Genomic DNA, 22091 nt, shown 5'->3' on the forward strand with positions numbered 1-22091 from the left:
TTAGCCCCTAAAAGCCTCATCTACAGCTTGGCAGATCGTGTGTATAAAAAAGATGTGCGACTCTTGAATTCTTGCTGTATCGCTTGAGCTAACGACTAAATTTAGATCACACCCTTCATTCATCGCACCACCTCCTTTGCCGCTAAGTCCAAGCACCGATACGCCCATTTTCTTGGCACTTTTTATAGCTTCAAGGACATTTTTGCTGTTGCCACTTGTTGAGATCGCCACGAGCAAGTCGCCTGGCTGAGCCAAAGCCTCAAACTGGCGTGAAAAAACATAGTCAAAGCCGTAGTCGTTGCCAATGGCTGTAAGTGCCGAAGTATCGGTGGTTAGCGCGATGCCAGGTAGTGGCTGGCGCTCGCTTTTATATCTGCCAGTTAGCTCGGCTGCAAAGTGCTGAGCGTCCGCTGCAGAGCCGCCGTTACCACATATCAGAACCTTTTTGCCATTTTTTAGCGTATCAGCTACCATCTGGCAAGCACGCTCCAAGTTACCCAGCAAATTTACATGCTCACTAAAGGTCTTTTGGTGAGCCTCAAGCTCATTTTTTATCATCGTTTTTAGCATCTTTTATCCTTTTTATTATCCCTGTTGTGCTTTTACCCTCGACAAAGTCAATCAGCCTGACCTCTTTTACAATCTCGCTGCCAACGACCTCTTTGCCTTTATAATCAGCCCCTTTTACAAGCACATCTGGCTTTATCTTTGTTATCAAATTTAAAGGCGTATCCTCATCAAAAATAACGACATAATCGACAAATCCTAGTCCGCTTAGCACGCAGGCTCTATCATCTTGTGAGTTTATAGGACGCTCAACGCCTTTTAGCCTCTTAACTGAAGCGTCCGAGTTTAGCCCAACGACCAAAAGATCGCCAAGCTCTCTTGCACGGGCTAGGTATTTTACGTGTCCAGCGTGCAAGATATCAAAGCAGCCATTTGTGAAAACGACCTTTTTCTTACCCTTTTGGCTCAAAATTTCTTCTAACTCCTCAACGCTTTTAAGCTTGTGCTCGAAATTTGCCCCAAACGAGCTATTTAGCAGCTGCTCGATCTCGCTAAAACTAGCCGTTGCGCTGCCTATCTTTGCCACGACGACGGCTGCAGCGAGGTTTGCTATCTTTATCGCCTCTTTTATATCAGCTCCAGTTGCTAGCATGTAGCCAAGTGTCGCAAGCACCGTATCTCCAGCGCCAGTGACGTCAAAGACCTCTTTTGCTTTTGCCGCAAAGATGTGCAGCCTGTCGTCATATAGCGCGATGCCCTCTTCAGAGATCGTGATGATCGAATAGGTTAAATTTAGCTCGTCTTTTAGCTGTTTTATCGCCTTTTCAAGCTCGGCCTTGTCTTTTATCTTTAAATTTGTAGCCTCGCTCGCCTCTTTTTTATTTGGCGTTAGAAGGGTTGCGTTTTTGTATTTTGAGTAGTCGCTGCCTTTTGGGTCTATGAGAACTGGTATTTTTAGCCTTACGCACTCGTTTATGATCTCTTGGCAGACCTTTTCGCTAAGCACGCCTTTGCCGTAGTCGCTTAGCAAGACGGCCTTAAAATTTGCAAGATTTTCTTTGACTTTTGATACAAGTTCATCTTCTAAATTTATCTTGACAACGCTCTCTTTATCGATCCTGACAACTTGCTGGTGAGACGCCATGATACGGCTTTTTATCGAGCTTTCACGCCCTTTTTCAGTAAGGATCAGCTCATCTTTTACATTTAGCTCAGCAAGCTTCTCTTTTATCTTTTTGCCAGCCTCATCATCCCCTAAAACGCTAGCCACACTCACATTTGCGCCAAGAGAGAGTAAATTTCTCACCACATTACCAGCGCCACCAAGCGTGTAGGTTTCGTTATTTATCTTTACGACCTGCACCGGCGCTTCAGGCGAGATGCGCTCGCAGCTGCCCCAGATATAGTGGTCCAGCATGAGATCACCGACGACTAAAATTTTAACTCTCTTAGCCATTTATCTCTTCCTTATAAATTCTCTTTATCTCTGGCAAGTAGTCTTTTATCGCCTCTTCTAAGCTCCAAGTAGCGCTAAAGCCAAATGCCTCGCGAGCTGGAGCTACGTCGGCTTCTGTGTGAAACTGATATGAGCCAATAAATGGGTTTTTTATGTATTCGTTGCCTAAATTTACGCCGATCTCACGCTGCAAGATGTCAGCGATATCTTGAAAGCTTCTAGCCTTGCCAGTAGCTGCGTTATAGACGCTACTTGGCGCGTCAAGTGCTTTTATATTTGCCTCAATGATATCTTTTATATAGACAAAGTCGCGTTTTATCTGGTCGCTGCCCTCAAAGAGCCTTGGGGTCTTGCCAGCTAAAATTTGCAGACCAAACTGAAGCACCATCGAGGCGGTTTTGTTTTTGAAAAACTCACCCTTGCCAAAGACGTTAAAATATCTTAGTCCAACCACGCTCACACCGCGCTTTGCGTAAATTTTATTGATATTATCCATACTTAGTTTGCTAAAGCCGTAAACGTTATTTGGTGCTTCGCACTCGCCAACGGTTTGTGGGCTCTTTGCGTTTCCATAAGTCGCCCCTGAGCTAGCGTAGATCATCTTTGCGCCCAAACTCTCGCAGATGTCAAGCAAATTTACAAAGGCATTTACATTTGTTTTTATTAGCTCGTCTTGCTCTTTTACGGTCGTGTCTGAGATCGCTGCTTCGTGGTAGATGACATCTGGGCGAAAGCTCTTTATTTTTTCAAGCGTGCTAGGGTCGTTGATGTCGCCAGCGTAAATTTCACCTTTAAAGCCAAGTAAATTTTTAAAATGTCCAAAGCTTTTTAGGTTGCCGTTACTAAATGTCTCGTCGTTTCTAAATTTATCCACGACAAGCACGTGAGCATCTTTATAGTTTTCATCAAAATGGTGCGCCAGCGCCGAGCCGATAAAGCCAGCGCCACCAGTTATAACTATCTTTTTTCCGTTTAAATTCATAGTGATCTTTCCTTTTTTAGCTTATTTAAAACATCTCTTACATCTTTAAAATTTATGCCATCAAGCAAGAAATTTTTGCCCACACCAGCCCTTTTGCCAGCCTCGACGTCGCTTGGCTTATCGCCTATCATTAGCGAGTTCTCAAGGTCTATGTCAAACTCTTTGCAAGCATCAAGTATCATTTTTGGATTTGGTTTTCTGCAGGTGCATTTTTGCTCTGGAGCGTGCGGGCAAAAATAGACCTTGGTGATAAAAATCTGCTCTTTTTTAAAGCTTTCAAGCATAAATTTATTTAGAGCGTCAAACTGCTCCTGCGTGTAGTAGCCCCTGCCGATGCCTGATTGATTTGTCACGACAAAGAGCTTGTAGCCGGCCTTAGCAAATTCTCTTAACGCATCAAAAATGCCATCAATAAATTTGAAATCTTTGATCTCGCAAACGTATCCAGCGTCTTCATTTATGACGCCGTCTCGGTCTAAAAAAAGTGCTTTGTTGGCTGTTTCTTTTATCATTTGGTGATTATAGCCAAAATATTTTAACCCGCCCCTTGCAAATTTACATTTTTGTATTATAATGCCGGCACGTTTTTTAAAAAGGATGACAAATGAAAAAATTACTAATCGTTTCAAGTGTTGCAGCACTACTTTCAACTGCTGCTTTCGCTGCAGATGGCGCTACTATCTATAAAAAATGCGTTGCCTGTCATGGCGCTAAAGCTGAAAAAGTTTTCAATAACAAAGTTCCAGCTTTAACATCACTTGATGCAGCAGCTATCGAAGCAGCTCTAAAAGGCTACAAAACAGGAGCAAATAAATTTGGTCTTGGTGCTATGATGAAACCTATCGCTACTCCAATGAGCGATGAAGATGCAAAAGCAGTAGCTGAATACATCCAAACTTTAAAATAATCACAGGGGCGCTCGCCCCTTTTTTTACAAATTTAAACTCACACCAAATTTCAAAAGCTCTTTTGGTAGATAATCGTCTAAATTGCCGATCTTGTCATTATCTATCTCTATTAAATTTAGACCATATTTTTTATAAAGCTCTATCTTTTTCTCTTTTCTTTTTATATACGCCTCATCATCTTCTAAGCCCCAAAACTCTATATAGATCTTGCCTTTTGGTATATAAAAATCACAATAGACATCTTCTTTTATCGGCACTCTTTTTTCATAAGCGTAGGCTATGCCCTCAGCAAAAAGCCAGTTTGCTATAGCTAGCTCTGCCCTACTTCTTACGTAGTGACCGTCGTTAGTTCGGTATTCAGCCTTAAATTTCTCTCTAAAGTCTTCTTTTTGCTCTTTTTTGCTAGATTTTTTGCCAGCTTTTGTAATCTCGTCTATGAAATTTTCATTACAAAGTAGCCTCTCGTCCCATCTAACACTTGCTTTGCCCATGTAGAAATTTTGCATGCCACCATAGTATCTGCCAACATCTGTCACGTTGTAGCCGTTGTCACATTTTTTTATGAAGCCTAAATTTAGCAAGACCTCATTTACATCTTTTGCGTTTTTGTCAAATTTCTTTGCTATCTCTTTTGCACTAAACGTATCAGCTATATTTCTTTGGTTAAATTTTACGTAAGATTTTTGGCGCAGCTTTCGCCTGATAAATTTTGTTATCAAATTTACTAAAATGACAAATATTATAATAGGCAGCACAAAGCTAAAAAACGCTGGCAACATTATGGATAGTAAATTTGCCGTGTCAAAAATTTGCATTTTTATGGTGTAGTGTGAGTAAATTTAAATTTTAAATGATAAATTCTGGCTCAAATTTCGTCCCATTTACCCTGACAACTCTTGCTGGTATGCCAACAACAGTTGCATTTGCTGGGACGTTTTTTAGCACGACTGAGTTTGCGCCGATCTTGGCATTTTCGCCGATCGTTATAGCCCCAAGTATCTTTGAGCCAGCGGCGATAGTCACGCCATTTTTAACGGTCGGATGGCGCTTGCCACACTCTTTGCCAGTGCCGCCAAGTGTCACTTGATGATACATCATCACATCATCACCGACCTCAGCCGTCTCGCCGATAACCACGCCCATGCCGTGATCTATGAAAAATCTCCTACCAATCTTTGCTCCTGGGTGGATCTCGATGCCTGTTAGAAATCTTGCTATTTGCGAGATGAGTCTAGCTAGAAAAAACCACTTTTTCTCATATAAAAAATGAGAAATTTTGTGAAATAAAACCGCATGGATGCCAGGAGTGTTTATAAGTATCGCCAAAAAGCAACAACTATGCACCGATGGGTCTTTTTCACGGACGGTTTGAACTAGCTCTTTTAGACTCTCCCACATATTTTTATGCTCCGTAAAGCTCTGTACTTAGGTATCTCTCGCCGTTATCTGGCGCTATGAAAAGCACTTTTTTGCCAGCGCCAAGTCTTTTAGCCACTCTTTTTGCAGCCACATAAGAAGCGCCACCACTTATGCCTATCATCAAGCCATCGCTCTTTGCGACCGCTCTAGCTGCGTTTAGTGCGTCATCGTTGCTTACTTTTTCTACTTCGCTAACTAGGCTCATATCCATTGTATTTGGTAAAAATCCAGCTCCGATGCCTTGAATTTTATGTGGTCCTGGGTTGCCGCCACTTAAAACTGGTGATGCTTCAGGCTCTACTGCGATGATCTTAGTGTCATAGCCTTTTTCTTTTAGAACCTTTGCCACGCCGCTTATCGTGCCGCCTGTGCCAACGCCTGCTACAAAGGCATCAAGCTTGCTAAAATCAGCCACGATCTCAGCAGCTGTTGTTAGCTCGTGAGCTTGTGGATTATACTTGTTTTCAAACTGGCTTAGCATTACGTGATTTGGCTGAGAAGCTAGCTCAGTAGCTCTTGCGATCGCTGCTTTCATACCGCCAGCTGCAGGAGTTAGCTCAAGATGAGCGCCATAAGCTGCAACGATCTTGCGTCTTTCGATACTCATGCTCTCAGGCATGCAAAGGATCACTTTAAAGCCAAGCGCAGCCCCACACATAGCTACGCCGATACCTGTATTTCCGCTTGTTGGCTCAACGATAGTGTCGCCATGTTTTAGCGTGCCATCAGCTAGCATTTTTGTGATCATATTAAATGCGATCCTATCTTTTACAGAGCCGCCTGGGTTAAAAAACTCTAATTTTACGTAAATTTCAGCCTCATCGGCACCTGTTTTAACCTTTACGATAGGTGTATTACCGATCGTTTTTACGATGTTATCGTAGATCATCACTCCTCCTAAAATAAATTTGAGGTAAATTTAGCATAGAATTTAAAATAAAACATAAAAAGTCCTAATTTGCGCTAAATTTAAAATAAAATTTTAATTTTTAATGCTATCAAGCACCTCTTGTCCGTTTTGGCTTAAAATTTTGCCTTTGAAATTCTCTTTGCAAAACTCCAAAATAAGCGCGTGATAGAGCTTTAAAATTTCAACCTCATCAAATTTTTCGCTATCAAGAAATTTATAAATTTCATCATAATCAAGCGAGCTAAACCACTCAGCCGCCTCGTCGTAGCTCTCAAAAGTGTAGTCAAAATACGCCATTATCCTAAGCGCATAAGCATCAACTACCATATAAGGCTTGCCGCAAGCATAAGCAAGTATCGCGTCGCAAGTCTCTGCGCCAACGCCTCTTACGCTTATGAGCCACTCGCGGCTTGCATTTTCTTTAAAATTATCAAAGCTCTCAAATTCGTTTTTTATAGCTAGGCAAAGCGTCTTTAGCCGTTTTGCCTTTGTGTTATAAAAGCCACTTGGCTTTATGAGCGTGGCAAGTTCGCTGTTTTCAAGCTCGCAAATGCCTTGCAGGCTATCTTTGCCTGCTTTTTTTAGATTAACTAGAGCTTTTTCTACGTTTTTCCAGTTGGTATTTTGCACCAAAATAGCGCCCAAAATAACCTCAAAAGTGTCCTCGCCTGGCCATTTTAGCTCGTCTAAATTTCTCTTTTTGTGATTTAGCAGGGCTAAAAACAGATCAGTTGATCTCATTTTAAATTTTCTTTAAAAGTTAGATAAAACTGCTTTGCCGTCCTGCCGCTTCTGCTGGCTCTTAGTGTGGCGAAATTTTTAGCAAGCGTGTGAAGCTCATCTTTGTCGCCAGTATAGTCTTTAAAGTAAAAATCAACCATTTTTAGATACTCATCGTAGTTGCCTTGATAAAAGCTGATCCAAAGACCAAAGCGGTCTGAGAGAGAAATTTTCTCCTGAGCTGCGTCGCTATAGTGGATTTCTCCGTCTATTAGCTCTGAGTTTTCATTTTCACTTTTAAACTCGCTTATTAGATGTCTGCGGTTTGATGTAGCATATAAAAGGACGTTTTTTGGCGGCTTTTGGATAGAGCCATCCATGATAGGCTTTAGAAATTTATACTCATTGCTACCATTTTCAAAGCTTAGATCGTCGCAGAAAATGATAAATTTAAACTCACTTTTTCTGATCTCGTCGATGATGTCGCCAAGGTATTTTAGATCTTCGCAGCCGATCTCAATGATGCGAAGTCCCTCTTTATAAAATTTCGTAAAAACAGCCCTTACAAGGCTTGACTTGCCGCATCCTCTCTCGCCCCAAAGAAGCACGTGATTTGCCTCGTCGCCAGCTATAAAATTTCTAGTATTTTTTAGCAAAATTTCTTTTTGTTTCTCCAGCCCATAAAGTGAGTCGATATCGACAAAATCGATATCCTCAACCGGCTTTAACATCCCTTTTGTGCTCTTATAAATCGCTGCGTACTTTACTCCCCAATCTATCATCTCTTATCCTTTCTTAGATAGACCAAAATTTCAGCCAAAACATCGTCGTCGTCCTTGCTACGTGACTTTAGCCTGATCTTCTCGTCATCATTTTTTGTTATTAGTATATTTTGTTCGCTGTTTGAGATCGTCTTTATGCCGGCTTTTAGAGCTAAAATTTTGATGATGATAAGGTCTAAAAACTGCTTTGTAAATGTATCTATCTTGCCAAATCTATCCTCAAGCTCGCTTTGTATCTCATAGACCTCGGCTACCTCTTTACACTTGCTAAGGCGCCTGTAAATTTCAAGCCTTAGCCTATCTTCTCTTATAAATTCTTGATTTAAAAAGGCGCTCACACTAAGCTTTAGATCGATCTTGTCAAGCTTTGCAGAGTCTTGATTAAGAAGCTTGTTGATCTCATCTTCTAGCATTTTTAGATATAGCGAGTAGCCGATAGCCTCGATGTGGCCGCTTTGCGCCTCGCCGATGATGTTGCCACCGCCCCGTATCTCAAGATCGTGATAAGCTAGCACTGAGCCAGCGCCCAAAAATGAGTTGCCCTCAAGTGCCACGAGGCGTTTTAGAGCGTCTTTGCTAATGGCATCTTTATCCTCAACCAAAAAGTAGCAATAAGCCTGCTTGTCGCTTCTGCCCACGCGTCCGCGCAGCTGATGCAGGTCAGCCATGCCAAATTTATTGGCATTTTCTACGATTATGGTGTTTGCATTTGGCAAGTGGATGCCACTTTCAACGATGCTGGTGCAAAGCAGCAAGTCGTATTCGCCCCGCTCAAATTTCATCATCTCATCTTCAGCGACTTTTGCATTTATCTTTGAGTGAAGTATCAAAATTCTAAGCTTTGGCAAAATTTTTCTTAGCTCATTTGCCGTCTGCTCGATGTCTGCGATGTGGTTGTGGATGTAAAAGGTCTGCCCACCGCGTCTTAGCTCACGCATGATCGCCTCTTTGACGACCTTTTCGTCCCACTCTCTCACGCTTGTTCTCACATCTAGCCTCGAGCTTGGCGGAGTAGCTAAAATGCTATATGTTTTTATCTTGCTAAGCGCCATATTTAGGCTTCTTGGTATCGGCGTGGCGCTCATACTTAAGATGTGCGAGTGCTGAGAAATTTCTTTTAGCTGCTCTTTTTGTTTAACGCCAAATTTATGCTCTTCATCAACGACGATAAGCCCTAAATTTTCAGCCTTTACGCCAAGAAGCGCATGCGTGCCCACGCAAACTATGGGCTCATTTTCTTTTAGCGCTTTTTGCAGGCTTGATTTTTCTTTGGCGCTTGAGAAGCGATCCAGCCTAAAGACCTTTATGCCAAATTTGCTAAATCTCTGGCTTAGCGTCTTGTAGTGCTGCGAGCTAAGAAGCGTCGTTGGCACGAAGAAAAGTGCGCTAAAACCTGATTTTATGCAGGTAAATATGGCATTCATCGCAACTTCAGTCTTGCCAAAGCCAACATCTCCGCTAAGCAGCCTATCCATCACCTTGCCGCTTTTTAGCTCATCTTTTATATCATTTACCGCCTTTTGCTGATCGCTCGTGTATGAAAAGCCAGCGTCTTGGACGAAATTTAGATAAGAGATATCCTCTTTTTGTAAAATTTTACCAGCGATTAGCTCCCTTTTTGCCGCCATCGCCACGATCTTTGAGGCGATCGCAAAGAGTTTTTCTCTAACCTTCTCTTTTATCTTGGCAAAATTTGCCTTGCCTAAGCGATCAAGCACCGCCATAGAGCCATTTTGCGCGATATAGCGATCTATCAAATTTAGATGCTCAACCGGCAAAAGAAGCTTGTCGTCATTTTGATAGGCGATAACCACAAATTCCTTCGTCGCACCCAAAACCTTGATCTTTTCAAGCCCCAAAAATCTGCCTATACCATAATCTTCATGCACGACATAGTCATTTACTTTTAGCTCATCTACCACGAGACTTGAGCGCTTAACTCGCCTTTTTTTCTCAAATTTATTTAGTGATACTACGATCTTGTCGCTTGAGGTTAAATTTACCACAAGGGGCGAAATTTCAAGCTTTACGTTGGCAAAGCCATCAAGCTCATAGCCCTTAAAAAGCCCCTCGTTTCTTGAAAGAACGGTTATGCTTTTGCTCTTATTTAGCTCAAAAAAGTCAAAATTTAAAGTGACTTCTAGGTCTTTATAGACCTTTGGCTCAGGCAAAATTTCAATGCCCTTAAATTTCTCCTTGGGCACATCATAAATTTCAAAATCGATCTTTTTAACAAGCTTTGAGTCAAATTCTTTTAAGTAGTCGCTAAAGCTATCTATCGCCCAAAATCCAAGCGAATTTAGATCGCTCACCAGGGCGTCACTTTGCATATCCTCGATCTTTTGGCTAACTTTTTCAAACTCATCTTTGCTCAAATTTGCGATAAATGGCACGATCTCGGCTTCGCTTAGCTCATTTTTGTTGCTAATTTGCGTGGCGGTGTTGTAGTTTCTGATGCTCTCCACCTCATCGCCAAAGAGTAAAATTCTAACAGGATCGTCCATATTTACGCCGTAAATGTCGATCACTTCGCCGCGTATGCTAAACTCGCCAACGCTCTCAACGATATCGACGCACTCGTAGCCAAATCGTATGAGCAAGTCGGCAAATTCGCTTAAATTTAGATTATCTTTTAGCTTGATCGTTGAGCTTTCTAGGTTTTTTTGCGTTGGAAGTGGGTTTAAAAGCGTGCTAAATGGGCTTATGATGATCTTTTTGCCATCAAATTTATAGTATTTGCTAAGAACGGATGAAATTTCAAAGAGCTCTTCGTTAAAGCTTCTTAGATCATCGCCCTTTTTAGCTCTAAAATCAGGTAGTTTAAATGCGCTAAAGCCAGCAAAACTAGCCGCATCAGCGCAGAGTGCCGCCTCTTTGTCATCTTCGCAGATGAGAATTTGTGGGGCGTGTGTTAAAAGATACTCATAGACCTTTGCTTGCATAGTACTCTTTTAAAAAGGCTTCAGCCAGGTGAAACGAGCCAAATGCTAGGTAAATTTTGCCGTTTTTTGCCTCTTTTATATCGTTCATATCGCTTGGCTCAAACTCTCTATGTGAAATTTCAAGCTCATTTAGCGCTTTGTTTATGAGCTCTCCGCCAAGCTCCCTACCCTCGCAGTGGTAGTGATAAAGCAGCACGTCCTCGACAACTGGCTTTAGAGCTGCTAAAACTGCCTTGAAATCTTTATCTAAAAACGAGTTATAAACTAGCGTTAGCTTTTTGCCGCCAAACTCTTCTTGGCTAAATTTCTTAGCCACAGCCTTTGCGCCAAGCTCGTTGTGACCGACATCAACGTATAAATTTGAAGCGATCTTTTCACATCTGCCACGAAGCGATAAGGCACCAAGCTTTTTGATATCTATGCCGCTATCTAAAATTTTAGCCGCGGCGTAGGCTAGAGTTAAATTTGAGCACAAAAACTCTGGTAGATTGTGTCTATCTGCGTAGTTTGCGATCTCGTCTAAATTTTCTTTAGTTAAAATTTCTCTTGGAAAGCTCAGAGTTGCGCCTTTTTCGCTTGCGATCTCTTTTGCGATAGCTACACTTATCTCGTTCATCTCATCATTTAAAATAGCTCTTTTGCCCATAGCTTCAAATTTGGTGCGTGAAATTTCTTCTAAGCTATTTCCCAGTATAGCCGTGTGGTCAAAGCCGATCGGAGTAAAGATGCTTAGCTCTTTTTCAAAGACATTTGTCGCATCCAGCACGCCGCCCATGCCAGCCTCGCAGACAAAGTAGTCGCAACCCTCAAAAAGCACCGCAGAAAGCAGCGTCATATACTCAAAATAGCTCGTTTTTATCTTGTATTCGTCACTCAAAAGAGCTTGCAAGCGCTCGTGAGCTACCTCTAAAATTTCATCGCTAGCAACCTCGCCATTTAGCCAAAATCGCTCATTAAATTTAAATATATGTGGGCTCGTGTAGTGCCCTACTTTTGCACCATTTTGGCTTAAAATTTGTGCTAAAAAGCGGCCCGTGCTACCTTTGCCGTTTGTGCCGATGATGTGGATTATCTTAAAAGGTTTTAAATGACCTTTGATCGTATCATAAGCCCTTATGATCCTACCATAGTCGATCTCTTTGTAATAAAGTGGCTTGCCGTCAAGAAATTTTGCTAGGCTCATTTTTCCTCGATTATCTTTGGCATGACTTGGTTTCTGCCGCCCTCTTTTGAAAGATAGAGCATCTTATCAGCACCCTCAAGTGTCATCGTGTCGCTTAAATTTGCACTTCTTGTCGCCACACCAGAGCTAATGGTAACTTTAATGCGCTCATTTTTATAGATAAATTTAAAATTTTCTATCATACTTCTTAGCTTCTCGCCAAATCTAACTCCATCTTTTAGGCTCGTACTTGGTAGCAAAATGACAAATTCCTCGCCGCCATATCTACCGACAAAATCAACCTTTCTAGCATTTTTCTTAAGCACCTGAGCCACGGCAGAAAGGATCACGTCGCCAGCTTCGTGTCCATAAGTGTCATTTATCTTTTTAAAGAAATCAATATCAACAAAGCAGATCGAATAGTCCGTGCCATAACGTTTATAAGCCTCTTCGATACGCTGAATTTCACTCATCAAAGCTCTTTTTGTAGCCACTTTTGTTAAAAAGTCCTCTTTACTCTCAAGCTTAGCAGCTTCAAGCTCTTTTTCTAGACTTGTGACCCTGTTTTGAAGCTCAGAAATGGTCGCTTGTTTGCTGTTCATCTCAAGGCCAAGCTCCTTACTCTCGATCTCAAGCGCACCCGCGATCTCGATAAGCATGCTCTTTACATGATCAATGCTATTTGCATTTAAATTTACACTTTTAAGGTCGTTTTTGATGCTTTTCACCTTAGCAGAGCTACTTTGAGAACTAGCAGCGATGTCTGAGATCCTCTCGCCTATGCTTTGTAAGATGTTGTTTAATGAGCCAACCTTTTCGATGATCTCGGTTCTATCTTCTTCGATCCTACGATCGACAAAACCCTTTATCTTATCTTGAAATTCTTTGCTATTTAGGCTTTGTGGATTTTGTTTTAAAACGCTTCTAATGGTGCTAAGCTCTTCGCCAAGCTCTTTTGTGATAGAAGGCTCAAGCGCAAAATTTAAAAGCTCAACTAAAGCGTTTTCTTCGCCGCCCTCATTTTTTTGAGAAAGAAACTTCTCAAGCTCAGCGCTCATAGTCCTTAGATCGTCAAAGTCTCTCACGCCATAATATTTCAAAAAGTCCAAAAATTCAGTATCGTAAGAGCTTACAAAGTCAAACCATTTAAGGCACATCTCTTCAAGATTTTTCTCATCATATCTTCTAGCAAGTAGCTGCATGCCCTGCTCTGCTAGGGCTTTTGCATCTTTGTTGTGAAGCATAGAGATGGCTTGGAGGATTCTTCTTGCAAAGGCATTTAGTGACTTTAACTTTTTATCATCAACCACTTGTGCTGTGCCATTTTTAGCACCATGAGAGAGCCTAGCGGTCATAAAAGCTACAAACTCATCAACCGTTTTTATATGAAGGCTTATAGCTTGCGCCTTGTAGTCATCACCAAGCCTTGAGATATATTTTTCTATCTTTTTGCTCTCTTCGGTAGTAAAGCCATATTTTTTAGAAATTTCATTATAAACTTCGGTGTAATTTTCTGGCGTTAGCATCAAATGGCGATCTTTTATCTCACTCAAGGCTTCCTTGACTATTTGACTAACGGTTACTGCTGCCATTCTTATATCCTTTTACAGCTAAATTTGCGATGTACTCATCAAACGCCTCTTTTGAAGCCTCTTTTATAGCTTCATACTTTTGAGTATCACTAATAACACTATCTGCGTATCTTACGCTCTTTTGACGTCTTGCCACACTAAAATCATACTCGCCAGTAGCAGGTATATCTACGACACGACCATCTTTAAATTTGGTTTTATAGTTTAGAGTTAAAAGAGCTTTGTAAGATGTGATATAGCCATATTCATCATAGATGATTGCCTCGTAATTTAAACTTTTTACCGAAACTATTATCGAAGTATCAGCGCTATCTTTGCTTGATAGTGATTTATGCAGCCTTGCGACCATACCCTCTTTTACGGCGTCTTTTATCCAGACACTATTTTTTGGCTCTTCTTTGCTGATGATAACATCAACATAAACTCTATCTCCAACCAAATCCTGCGAGATCTTTGAAACTGGTTTATAGCCACATCCGCAGATAAATATAGCAATAAAAAACGCTAAAAAATATCTCAAAATTTATCCTTTAATGACAAAATTTACTAATTTGCCTTTTATATAAATCTCTTTTAAAATTTCTTTTCCTTCAAGCCATTTAGCCACGTTTTGCTTAGCTTGTTTTAAAATTTCACTCTCATTCTCGCTTGCTGCTACTTCAAACTCAGCCCTTTTTTTGCCATTAACTGTAACTGCAAGAGCGATACTATCTTTTACAAAGACCTCTTCTTTTACAGCTATCTTTGTGAAATTTTTTCTGCCAAAAAGCTCTTCGCTAAGCTCATTTGCGATATGTGGCACGATAGGCTCTAGTAAATTTAAGATGATGAAAAAGCCCTCAGCATTTACATCGTCATTATCCTGCGCATTTATAGCGTTTAGCGCCTCCATACAAGCAGCGATTAAAGTGTTAAAAGCAAATGTATCGCCAAAAACCTCTGTTGATTTTTTAAGCGCTTCATAAATTTTAAGCCTTGCAAATTTCTCATCTTTATTTAGACTTTCATGATCTATCTCAGGCAGCTTATCTATCTTTTTGATAGTTTGCGCCTTCTCCCAAAGCCTATTTAAAAACCTAAATGCACCCTCAACTGCGCTGTCGTTCCACTCAAGCTCTTTTTGAGGAGGAGCAGCAAAAAGGATAAAAAGCCTTGCCGTATCAGCGCCATATTTATTGATGATATCATCAGGATCTACGACGTTGCCCTTGCTTTTGCTCATCTTTTTGCCATCTTTTAAGACCATGCCTTGAGTTAGTAAATTTTCAAACGGCTCATCATCTCTTAGATAACCAAGATCTCTTAAGACCTTTTGGAAAAATCTAGCGTATAAAAGGTGCAAGATCGCATGCTCGATACCGCCGATGTACTGATCTACATTCATCCAATAATTCACACTCTTTTCATCAAGTGCTTTTTGCTCCCAACTCTTCTCATCGCTTGCAAATCTAGCAAAATACCAGCTACTCTCCACAAATGTATCCATCGTATCAGTCTCTCTGATCGCGTCTTTGCCGCATTTTGGACACTTTGTAAATTTCCAAGTTGGATGTTTATCAAGTGGGTTGCCCTCGCCTGTGATCTTAACATCTTCAGGCAGTGCTATAGGCAAATTTTCCTCTTTTTCTGGCACTACGCCGCAGCATTTGCAGTGCACGACTGGTATCGGTGCACCCCAGTATCTTTGGCGAGAGATTCCCCAGTCTCTTAGTTTGTAGTTTGTAATCCTTTTACCAAGACCATCTTTTTCAAATTTCTCTATTATAAAGCTTTTGGCATCCTCTGAGCTAAGGCCATTTATAAGCTCAGAATTTATAGCAACTCCGTATTCTGAGTACGCTTTAGAGTCGTCACTCTCACCCTCAAGCGGCTTTACAACTGGTTTTATAGGTAGATTAAATTTACTTGCAAACTCGAAGTCTCTTTGATCATGCGCAGGGACAGCCATGATAGCGCCACTGCCGTAGTCAGCTAGGATGAAATTTGCAACCCAAACTGGGATCTTTTCATTTGTAAGTGGATGAACGACGTAAATTCCTAAAAATTCTCCGTCTTTATCGCTTGCCTGACGCTCTCTTGGGCTTTGATTAAGTATTGCTTTTATCTTTGCCTTCTTGCTTTCATCAAATTTATCACTTTCAAGAAGCGCTTTTACGATAGGATGCTCTGGTGCAAGGGCTGTGTAACTAACGCCATAAATCGTATCAGGTCTTGTCGTAAATACCTCAAAGCCGTCAAATTTACCGCCCAAAGTCTCTTTTGAAGCCTCATCAAGGCTAAATTTAAACTCCAAGCCGTAGCTTCTGCCGATCCAGTTTTCTTGCATTGTGATGACTTGATTTGGCCATTTGCCCTCAAGAAGTTTTAGATCTTCAAGTAGCTCGCTAGCGTATTTTGTGATGTTGAAGTAGTATCCTGGAAGCTCTTTTTGCACAACATCATTACCGCATCTCCAGCATTTACCGTCTTCAACCTGCTCGTTTGCAAGCACAGTTTGATCGTATTCACACCAGTTTACGATGGCATTTTTTCTATAAACAAGTCCTTTTTCAAACATCTTTATAAAAAAGCTTTGCTCCCACTTTGTATAAAGCGGATCAGATGTAGCTAAAATTCTCTTTTTAGAAAACGAAAAGCCAAGGCTTGCAAGCTCTTTTTTCATATAGTCGATGTTTTCGTAAGTCCAAATTTTAGGGTGGATTTTATGTTTTATGGCTGCGTTTTCAGCTGGCATACCAAAGCTATCAAAGCCGATAGGATGAAGCACGTTGTAGCCGCTTTTTCTATATGATCTAGCCAGCGCATCGCCGATAGAGTAGTTTCTCACATGCCCCATATGTATGCGTCCGCTTGGATATGGAAACATACTTAGGATATATTTTTTTGGCAAGCTAAGATCATCTTTTGGTTCAAATTCTTCATTTTTATCCCAAATTTCTTGCCACTTTTTTTCTATCTTTAAAGGCTCATATTTTCTCTTCTCAGCCATTTTTTCTCCTAAAATTCTTCTTGTGATTTGCTTGATTCTATTAGTACCAAGGCTAGTGAAAATATATTTGCAATGACCGCTCCAATAGCTAGTGAATAGCTAAGCGTTGCATTTTCAGAGACTTGCAAAATAACAAAAGCTGGTATAAGGTGCAAATCAGCAACCAGTGAGCTAGCAAAAAGCTCAGCTGATAGTAAATTTTTAACACCGATCTTAAGTAGCGTAGAAACCAAATTTATACTAGCTGCCACAAAAAGGGCAATCTCATTTTTATCATATAAAAACTCCGCCGTAGTCGTAAGACTCATCAGCGCAAAAAATATGTAGATAACTTTTCCCCAGTTCATTATCCCTCCTTACACAACGCCTTTTTCAAACATAGCACGCTCTTTATCACGCTCTTTTTTGATCCTTTGCTTCTCAGCCTCTCTAGCTCTAAAATGCTCGATGCTAAATTTAAACCAGATAAGAAATGGTGATGAGATGTAGATCGAGCTAATCGTTCCTATAACGATACCAACGATAAGGATAAATGAAAATCCATGTATCATATCTCCACCAAATAAAAATAACACAACAACAGTCATCATCGTAGTGGCTGAAGTTAGGATAGTTCTTGAAAGTGTGGCTGAAACTGACTCGTTGATAACGCCCTCGATATCAGTTCTCTTGCTCTCTTTTATGCCTTCTCTTATCCTGTCAAAAATGATGATCGTATCGTTTAGCGAGTAGCCAAGCACCGTTAATACAGCCGCTAGAGTGTCTAAATTTACATCGATATCAAATAGTGAAATAGCACCAACAGTTATAACAATATCGTGAATTTCAGTTGCGATCGCAGCAAGCGCAAATCTCCACTCAAATCTAAATGTGATATAAAGAAGCACGCCAATTAGTGAAATTCCAAGAGCCATCAAGCCCTTTTGCCTAAGCTCGTCACCAACCTTTGGACCAACGATATCAACACGTCTTACTTCAAAATTTCCAGTATCTTTTAAAATTTGCTTTATCTCAGTGCCGATGTCACCAGTTAAATTTGAACTTGATCCTGAAAATCTAATAACAGCCTCATCTTCGCTTCCAAACTCAGTAACAGAGGCGTTTTTAAGCACTTCATTTGTGCCAAAAGCGTCGCGAATTTTATCAAGTGGCGCTTTGGTGTCGTATTTTAACTGGATAAGCGTACCGCCAGAGAAGTCGATGCCGTAGTTTAGGCCCTTTGTTGCAAGTAAAAAGATCGAACCAACAAATAAAAATATAGAAAGTGCGAGTGACACAAATCTAAACCGCATAAAATCATAAACTTTTGCCTTAGTGAAAATTTGCATCCCTAGCTCCTTTTATAACCAAACCAAAGTCTGGTATTTCCGCTTTTTTCTATCTTGTCCATGACTGCATCAAACATGCCATGTGTGCCTAAAATGGCCGTTAGCATCGAAGCCATGATACCTATCGCCATTGTCACAGCAAAGCCTTTAACTGGGCCAGTACCATAAGCATAAAGCACAGCAACTGTGATGATAGTAGTTAAGTTTGAGTCGATGATCGCACTCATAGCGTGCTCATAGCCCTTTTGAACGGCTGTCCTTATCGCCACGCCTTCACGCAAAAGCTCACGTATACGCTCATTTATGATGACGTTTGCATCAACCGCCATACCGATAGTTAGCACAATACCAGCCATACCAGGTAAGGTAAGCGTCGCTCCAAAAAGCGCCATGACAGCGACTAATATAACGACGTCTGCAACTAGCGCGATATTTGCAAAAACGCCAGAAATTCCATAATAAACTAGCATAAATAGCACGACTAAAATAGATCCGGCAGCAAGCGCTACCATGCTTTGATTGATGCTCTCTTGACCTAAAGATGGGCCAACGCTTCTTTTTTCTAGCATCTTAACAGGTGCCAAAAGTGCGCCACTTCTAAGCGCGATCGCTACGTCGTGAGCCTCGTCAAGTGTAAAGCCACCGCTGATCTGGCCGCTGCCGCCACCTATTCTTTCATTTATAACTGGAGCTGAATAGACCTTGCCATCAAGCACGATAGCAAGCCTTTTACCGACATTTGCACCAGTAAAATCACCAAAAATTCTAGCGCCTTCTGAATTTAGTGTGAAATTTATGATCGGTAGGTTGTTTTGCTGAGAAAATGCAACCTTTGCGTCAGTTAGCATCGAGCCATCAAGCACAGGGATATTTTTAACGACATATTTTACACGGTCATTTTTAGCATCTTTAAAGATCACGTCACCATAGCTTTCAGCCTCGGCCTCGCTCATAGTATTAGCCTGATCTTGCCTCTTATCATCAACTGCCATAAGCTGCAAGTGAGCAGCCTTTGCGATAAGATCTCTCGCTCTTTGCTCGTCTTCTTCGGTTTTTATGCCAGGAAGCTCGACTAGGATATTATCTTTACCCTGTCTAGCGACTGTTGGCTCAGCTAGACCAAACTGATCAAGTCTGTTTCTAATGGTCTCAACAGCTTGTGAGATAGCGTACTCGATCGTATCAAGCCTCTCTTGCTCTGTAAGAGTGATGTGATAGTTTAGACCATCTTTTTTGATATCAAGCCCTTTTATCTCAGCCAAAGCCTTATCAACCTTTGGAGCCTCGTCACTATCAAGTAGCGCAAAATCAACACTATCTTCTTTTATTTTAAATTTGTCAATGAGCACATCTTCTTTTTTGGCATAATAATTTATGCTTCCAGCGATTGACTTGATCTTAGAGTGGATGGCTTCGTTAGTTTCAACACCAAGAAGCATATGAAGACCGCCTTGAAGGTCAAGTCCTAGCGAAATTTTAGCTCCGCTTTGAGTCTGAAAAAAAGATGGCACCGAAAAGCCAAAACCAAAAACCAAGGCTAATATTAATATAATCAGCCTATATGTAACTCTTGCGTTACGCATTACTTATCTTCGATCTTTTTAGCTACAAACTCGCGTGCTATACGAACGATTACATCATCGTTAAGTTTAACTTTGATAAAATCATTTTCGGCTTTAATCACTTCGCATATAAGTCCGCCATTAGTTACTATCTTATCGCCTTTGTCAAGAGCTGCAAGCATTGCTGCGTGGGCTTTTTGTTGTTTTTGTTGAGGTCTGATAACCAAAAAGTAAAATATGGCGAAAAGCACAACAAGAGGTAGTAATGATGTTAAAAAATCAGCGTTTTGCATGGATTTCCTTATTTGTAAGATTTTTAAACGGACATTTTAGCACTAAAATTATAATAAAAGCCTTTGTCGGTGCTTTTTTGCTTTCTAATTTCATTTTTTTAGCTATGGCTGAAAATCAAATTTTAAATTTCATCTCACCTTTTCTCACGCTAGCTGGAATTTTCGTCATCATAAATTTAAGCAGAGCTGGCTTTTTTGCGGCTGGATTTTTCACTGGGATTTTGTGGTTTTACTGGATTGGCTTTAGCTTCATCTACTACGAATTAGTCTGGCTTATCCCATTTGTCATCCTCTTTGTTGCCCTTGTTTATGGGCTTTTATTTTGGATAGCCTCTTTCCCAAGCTTTGTGGCACTAAGAGCCGTTTTACTATTTTTAATAAGTTATGTGCATCCATTTGGCTTTAACTGGTTTAACCTTGAAGCAACGCTTGTTTTAGGCGCTTTTGAGCCAAATACTAGAGGGCTTATATTTGTTTTTTTAGCAGCTATTTTTTTGAGTTTAAAAGGCAAAATTTTTAAATTTATCCTAGCTTTTATCTGCCTGATCGCCGCTTTGCAGTTTAAAAGTAGCGAGGCAAAGACTCTGCCATTTGACGTGGAGCTAATAAACACCGATGTCGCTCAAAGGGTGCGCTGGGATAAAAGCTTGCGCATGAAATTTACAAATGAAAATTTAGACTTGATAAGCAGCGCCATAGCCGAGCAAAAACGCCTCATCGTACTTCCAGAGAGTGCGTTTCCACTATTTATGACAAATGAGCCACTGCTTGTTGATGAGCTAAAAGAGCTTTCAAAAAAGATAACCATCGTAGCTGGCGCACTTGCCTATGAAAATAAACAAATTTATAACTCTGCATTTTTGTTTCAAGACGGCACTCTTAGGCGAATGGATAAGAAATTTTTAGTGCCATTTGGAGAAGAAATTCCTTTGCCAAAATTTATGCAAGATGCGGTAAATAAGCTATTTTTTGGTGGGGCTAGCGACTTTAAAAAGGCTGAAAATTTTAGCGACTATGAGATAGATGAAGTTAAAATCAGAAACGCTATCTGCTACGAGGCAACAAGAGAGGAGCTTTATAGGGGCGAATTTGACGTGGTCGTGGCCATCACAAACAACGGCTGGTTTGTGCCAAGTAGCGAACCTGTGCTTCAAAGACTATTAATAAAACACCTTGCCACAAAATATAATAAAGCGGTCTATCACAGCGTAAATGCCTCAAAAAGCGAGATTATAAAGCCTAAAAAAGCATTTTGGGATGAGTTATAAAAGAAATTTAAAGTGGCTTTTTAAATAAAGCCACTTTTTTGATTATTTTTTTAGTAAAGCCTTGAAAGTATCAACCGCATCAAGCTTTTCCCAAGGATATTTTGCATTTCCCACTTGACCTTTTGCAGCTACTTTTGCATATAAAAATGTCTCTTTGCTTGGTTTATCAAGACCAAATTTATTTGTTATCCAGCGAGGAGTTAGAGAAAAATGCTCGCTTACAAAATTTGAAAGCATATCGTCATTTACGCTGTTTGCGTGAGTTCCCATAGTATCAACACTAACTGAAGTTGGCTTTGCAACACCGATCGCGTAGCTTATCTGGACGATACATTTTTTAGCAAGGCCAGCTGCAACGATATTTTTAGCTATCCAGCGCGCTGCGTAAAGTCCGCTGCGATCAACCTTTGTATAGTCCTTACTTGACTGAGCGCCGCCACCTATTGGGCTATATCCACCAAAGCTATCGACGATTAGTTTTCTGCCTGTTAGGCCGCTATCGTGAAGTGAGCTATGATTTACATATCTGCCTGTTGGATTTATGTAAATGATCGTTTTTTCTTTATTATATAGCTCTTTTGGAAGGCCAGTTTCGTCTATTAAATTTTGTATTAGTGCACGAAGCTCTTCTATCTTCATACTCTCCACGCAAGGAGCAGAGACGACGATAGTGTGGATGCTTTGAGGTTTGCAGTTTTCAAAGTTGTCTTTGCTGCCGTAATCAATCGTAACTTGCGTTTTTATATCAACACCAAGCTTATCAGGGTTTGCTTTGGCAAATTTATATACTTTTTCACAAAGCATTCTTGCATAAGTTATAGCTGCTGGCATAAATTCTTTCGCTTCGCAGCTCGCAAAGCCAAACATGATGCCTTGATCACCTGCTCCGATCTCGCCATCACTTTGATCAACGCCTTGATTTATATCTGGGCTTTGTTGATTTAAGCAGACTTTGACCTCGATATCATCTGGGTGCAAGCACTGCTCTTTTGTAAAGTTGCTCTTTCCGTCATATCCAATATGCGCAAGAGCGTCTTTTACGATCTTTTCGTAGTCTTTATAAGAGAGTTTTACCTTTGAGTTTATCTCTCCACCTATTACTATATTTTTTCCAGCTACGAAAACTTCGCTTGCGACGCGTCCATTTGGATCTTGCGTTAAGATAGTATCAACAATGCTATCAGCGATAATATCAGCGCATTTATCTGGGTGACCTGGACTTACAACTTCAGAAGTAAATAGATACATTTTAGTCCTTTTCCTTGGTTAAA

The 22091-nt window shown here is 40.7% G+C and carries 21 protein-coding genes; 2 read left to right on the forward strand and 19 right to left on the reverse strand.

All coding sequences use genetic code 11. From position 1 onward, the window contains the following. Genes gmhA through gmhB form a run of 4 tightly spaced genes read right to left on the reverse strand, consistent with a single transcriptional unit; the run spans window position 1 to window position 3457 of the window. Complete coding sequence (gene gmhA, locus MTT09_RS07025; RefSeq protein ID WP_429803326.1) at window positions 1-570, reverse strand: D-sedoheptulose 7-phosphate isomerase; 570 nt, start codon at window positions 568-570, stop codon at window positions 1-3. Continuing rightward, window positions 545-1963: a D-glycero-beta-D-manno-heptose-7-phosphate kinase gene (gene rfaE1, locus MTT09_RS07030; protein ID WP_429803328.1), complete on the reverse strand. Its 1419-nt coding sequence runs from the start codon at window positions 1961-1963 to the stop codon at window positions 545-547. The genes gmhA and rfaE1 overlap by 26 nt, the downstream gene beginning before the upstream one ends. Continuing rightward, a complete protein-coding gene (gene rfaD, locus MTT09_RS07035; protein WP_429803330.1) occupies window positions 1956-2945 on the reverse strand; it encodes an ADP-glyceromanno-heptose 6-epimerase in 990 nt (329 codons plus the stop codon). The genes rfaE1 and rfaD overlap by 8 nt, the downstream gene beginning before the upstream one ends. Next, on the reverse strand, window positions 2942-3457 hold the full coding sequence (gene gmhB / locus MTT09_RS07040; RefSeq protein WP_429803332.1) for a D-glycero-beta-D-manno-heptose 1,7-bisphosphate 7-phosphatase: 516 nt from the start codon (window positions 3455-3457) through the stop codon (window positions 2942-2944). The genes rfaD and gmhB overlap by 4 nt, the downstream gene beginning before the upstream one ends. 92 nt (window positions 3458-3549) lie before the next feature. On the opposite strand from gmhB, the gene MTT09_RS07045 reads away from it, so the two are divergent. Continuing rightward, complete coding sequence (locus MTT09_RS07045) at window positions 3550-3852, forward strand: c-type cytochrome (RefSeq protein ID WP_009294052.1); 303 nt, start codon at window positions 3550-3552, stop codon at window positions 3850-3852. A 24-nt stretch (window positions 3853-3876) separates the two neighbouring features. Here the strand turns inward: MTT09_RS07045 and MTT09_RS07050 are convergent, their stop codons facing one another. The 14 genes from MTT09_RS07050 to yajC all read right to left on the reverse strand — a co-directional run bounded on the left by MTT09_RS07050 (window position 3877) and on the right by yajC (window position 19552). Next, a complete protein-coding gene (locus tag MTT09_RS07050; protein ID WP_429803334.1) occupies window positions 3877-4668 on the reverse strand; it encodes a hypothetical protein in 792 nt (263 codons plus the stop codon). Between the two features lie 31 nt (window positions 4669-4699). Continuing rightward, entirely contained in the window at window positions 4700-5251 is a 552-nt protein-coding gene (gene epsC / locus MTT09_RS07055) for a serine O-acetyltransferase EpsC (protein ID WP_002941946.1), read from the reverse strand. 4 nt (window positions 5252-5255) lie between these two features. Then, window positions 5256-6161: a cysteine synthase A gene (gene cysK, locus MTT09_RS07060; protein WP_429803337.1), complete on the reverse strand. Its 906-nt coding sequence runs from the start codon at window positions 6159-6161 to the stop codon at window positions 5256-5258. A 93-nt stretch (window positions 6162-6254) separates the two neighbouring features. Beyond that, window positions 6255-6923, reverse strand: a complete 669-nt coding sequence (locus MTT09_RS07065; RefSeq protein WP_429803339.1) for an endonuclease III domain-containing protein — start codon at window positions 6921-6923, stop codon at window positions 6255-6257. Beyond that, window positions 6920-7684, reverse strand: a complete 765-nt coding sequence (locus tag MTT09_RS07070) for an ATP-binding protein (protein WP_002942073.1) — start codon at window positions 7682-7684, stop codon at window positions 6920-6922. Before MTT09_RS07070 ends, MTT09_RS07065 begins: the two co-directional genes overlap by 4 nt. Next, the gene (gene mfd, locus MTT09_RS07075) at window positions 7681-10626 is read right to left on the reverse strand and encodes a transcription-repair coupling factor (protein WP_429803342.1); all 2946 of its coding nucleotides are present in this window, start codon (window positions 10624-10626) and stop codon (window positions 7681-7683) included. The genes MTT09_RS07070 and mfd overlap by 4 nt, the downstream gene beginning before the upstream one ends. Next, the gene (locus tag MTT09_RS07080; protein ID WP_429803344.1) at window positions 10607-11809 is read right to left on the reverse strand and encodes a Mur ligase family protein; all 1203 of its coding nucleotides are present in this window, start codon (window positions 11807-11809) and stop codon (window positions 10607-10609) included. Before MTT09_RS07080 ends, mfd begins: the two co-directional genes overlap by 20 nt. Further along, entirely contained in the window at window positions 11806-13380 is a 1575-nt protein-coding gene (locus tag MTT09_RS07085) for a GGDEF domain-containing protein (RefSeq protein ID WP_429803346.1), read from the reverse strand. Before MTT09_RS07085 ends, MTT09_RS07080 begins: the two co-directional genes overlap by 4 nt. Then, window positions 13361-13900: an LPS assembly lipoprotein LptE gene (gene lptE, locus MTT09_RS07090; protein ID WP_103597131.1), complete on the reverse strand. Its 540-nt coding sequence runs from the start codon at window positions 13898-13900 to the stop codon at window positions 13361-13363. The genes MTT09_RS07085 and lptE overlap by 20 nt, the downstream gene beginning before the upstream one ends. A 3-nt stretch (window positions 13901-13903) precedes the next feature. After that, the gene (gene leuS, locus MTT09_RS07095) at window positions 13904-16369 is read right to left on the reverse strand and encodes a leucine--tRNA ligase (RefSeq protein WP_429803349.1); all 2466 of its coding nucleotides are present in this window, start codon (window positions 16367-16369) and stop codon (window positions 13904-13906) included. 8 nt (window positions 16370-16377) lie between these two features. Further along, window positions 16378-16716 carry a DUF6394 family protein gene (locus MTT09_RS07100; RefSeq protein ID WP_002942000.1) on the reverse strand — a complete coding sequence of 113 codons (339 nt, stop codon included), beginning with the start codon at window positions 16714-16716 and terminating at the stop codon, window positions 16378-16380. Window positions 16717-16725: 9 nt separating this feature from the next. Then, on the reverse strand, window positions 16726-17697 hold the full coding sequence (gene secF, locus MTT09_RS07105) for a protein translocase subunit SecF (RefSeq protein ID WP_009294062.1): 972 nt from the start codon (window positions 17695-17697) through the stop codon (window positions 16726-16728). 2 nt (window positions 17698-17699) lie between these two features. Further along, window positions 17700-19280, reverse strand: a complete 1581-nt coding sequence (gene secD, locus MTT09_RS07110; RefSeq protein WP_103570025.1) for a protein translocase subunit SecD — start codon at window positions 19278-19280, stop codon at window positions 17700-17702. After that, a complete protein-coding gene (gene yajC / locus MTT09_RS07115) occupies window positions 19280-19552 on the reverse strand; it encodes a preprotein translocase subunit YajC (protein ID WP_002941849.1) in 273 nt (90 codons plus the stop codon). Before yajC ends, secD begins: the two co-directional genes overlap by 1 nt. Between yajC and MTT09_RS07120 the strand changes: the two genes are divergently transcribed. Next, complete coding sequence (locus MTT09_RS07120) at window positions 19528-20820, forward strand: apolipoprotein N-acyltransferase (RefSeq protein ID WP_429803352.1); 1293 nt, start codon at window positions 19528-19530, stop codon at window positions 20818-20820. The two genes, yajC and MTT09_RS07120, sit on opposite strands and share 25 nt — an antisense overlap. A 42-nt stretch (window positions 20821-20862) precedes the next feature. Here the strand turns inward: MTT09_RS07120 and metK are convergent, their stop codons facing one another. Next, window positions 20863-22068, reverse strand: a complete 1206-nt coding sequence (metK, locus tag MTT09_RS07125; RefSeq protein ID WP_107856261.1) for a methionine adenosyltransferase — start codon at window positions 22066-22068, stop codon at window positions 20863-20865. Between the last annotated feature and the right edge of the window lie 23 nt (window positions 22069-22091).

This window comes from Campylobacter concisus (assembly GCF_050447505.1).
Classification (GTDB): Bacteria; Campylobacterota; Campylobacteria; order Campylobacterales; family Campylobacteraceae; genus Campylobacter_A; species Campylobacter_A concisus_BP.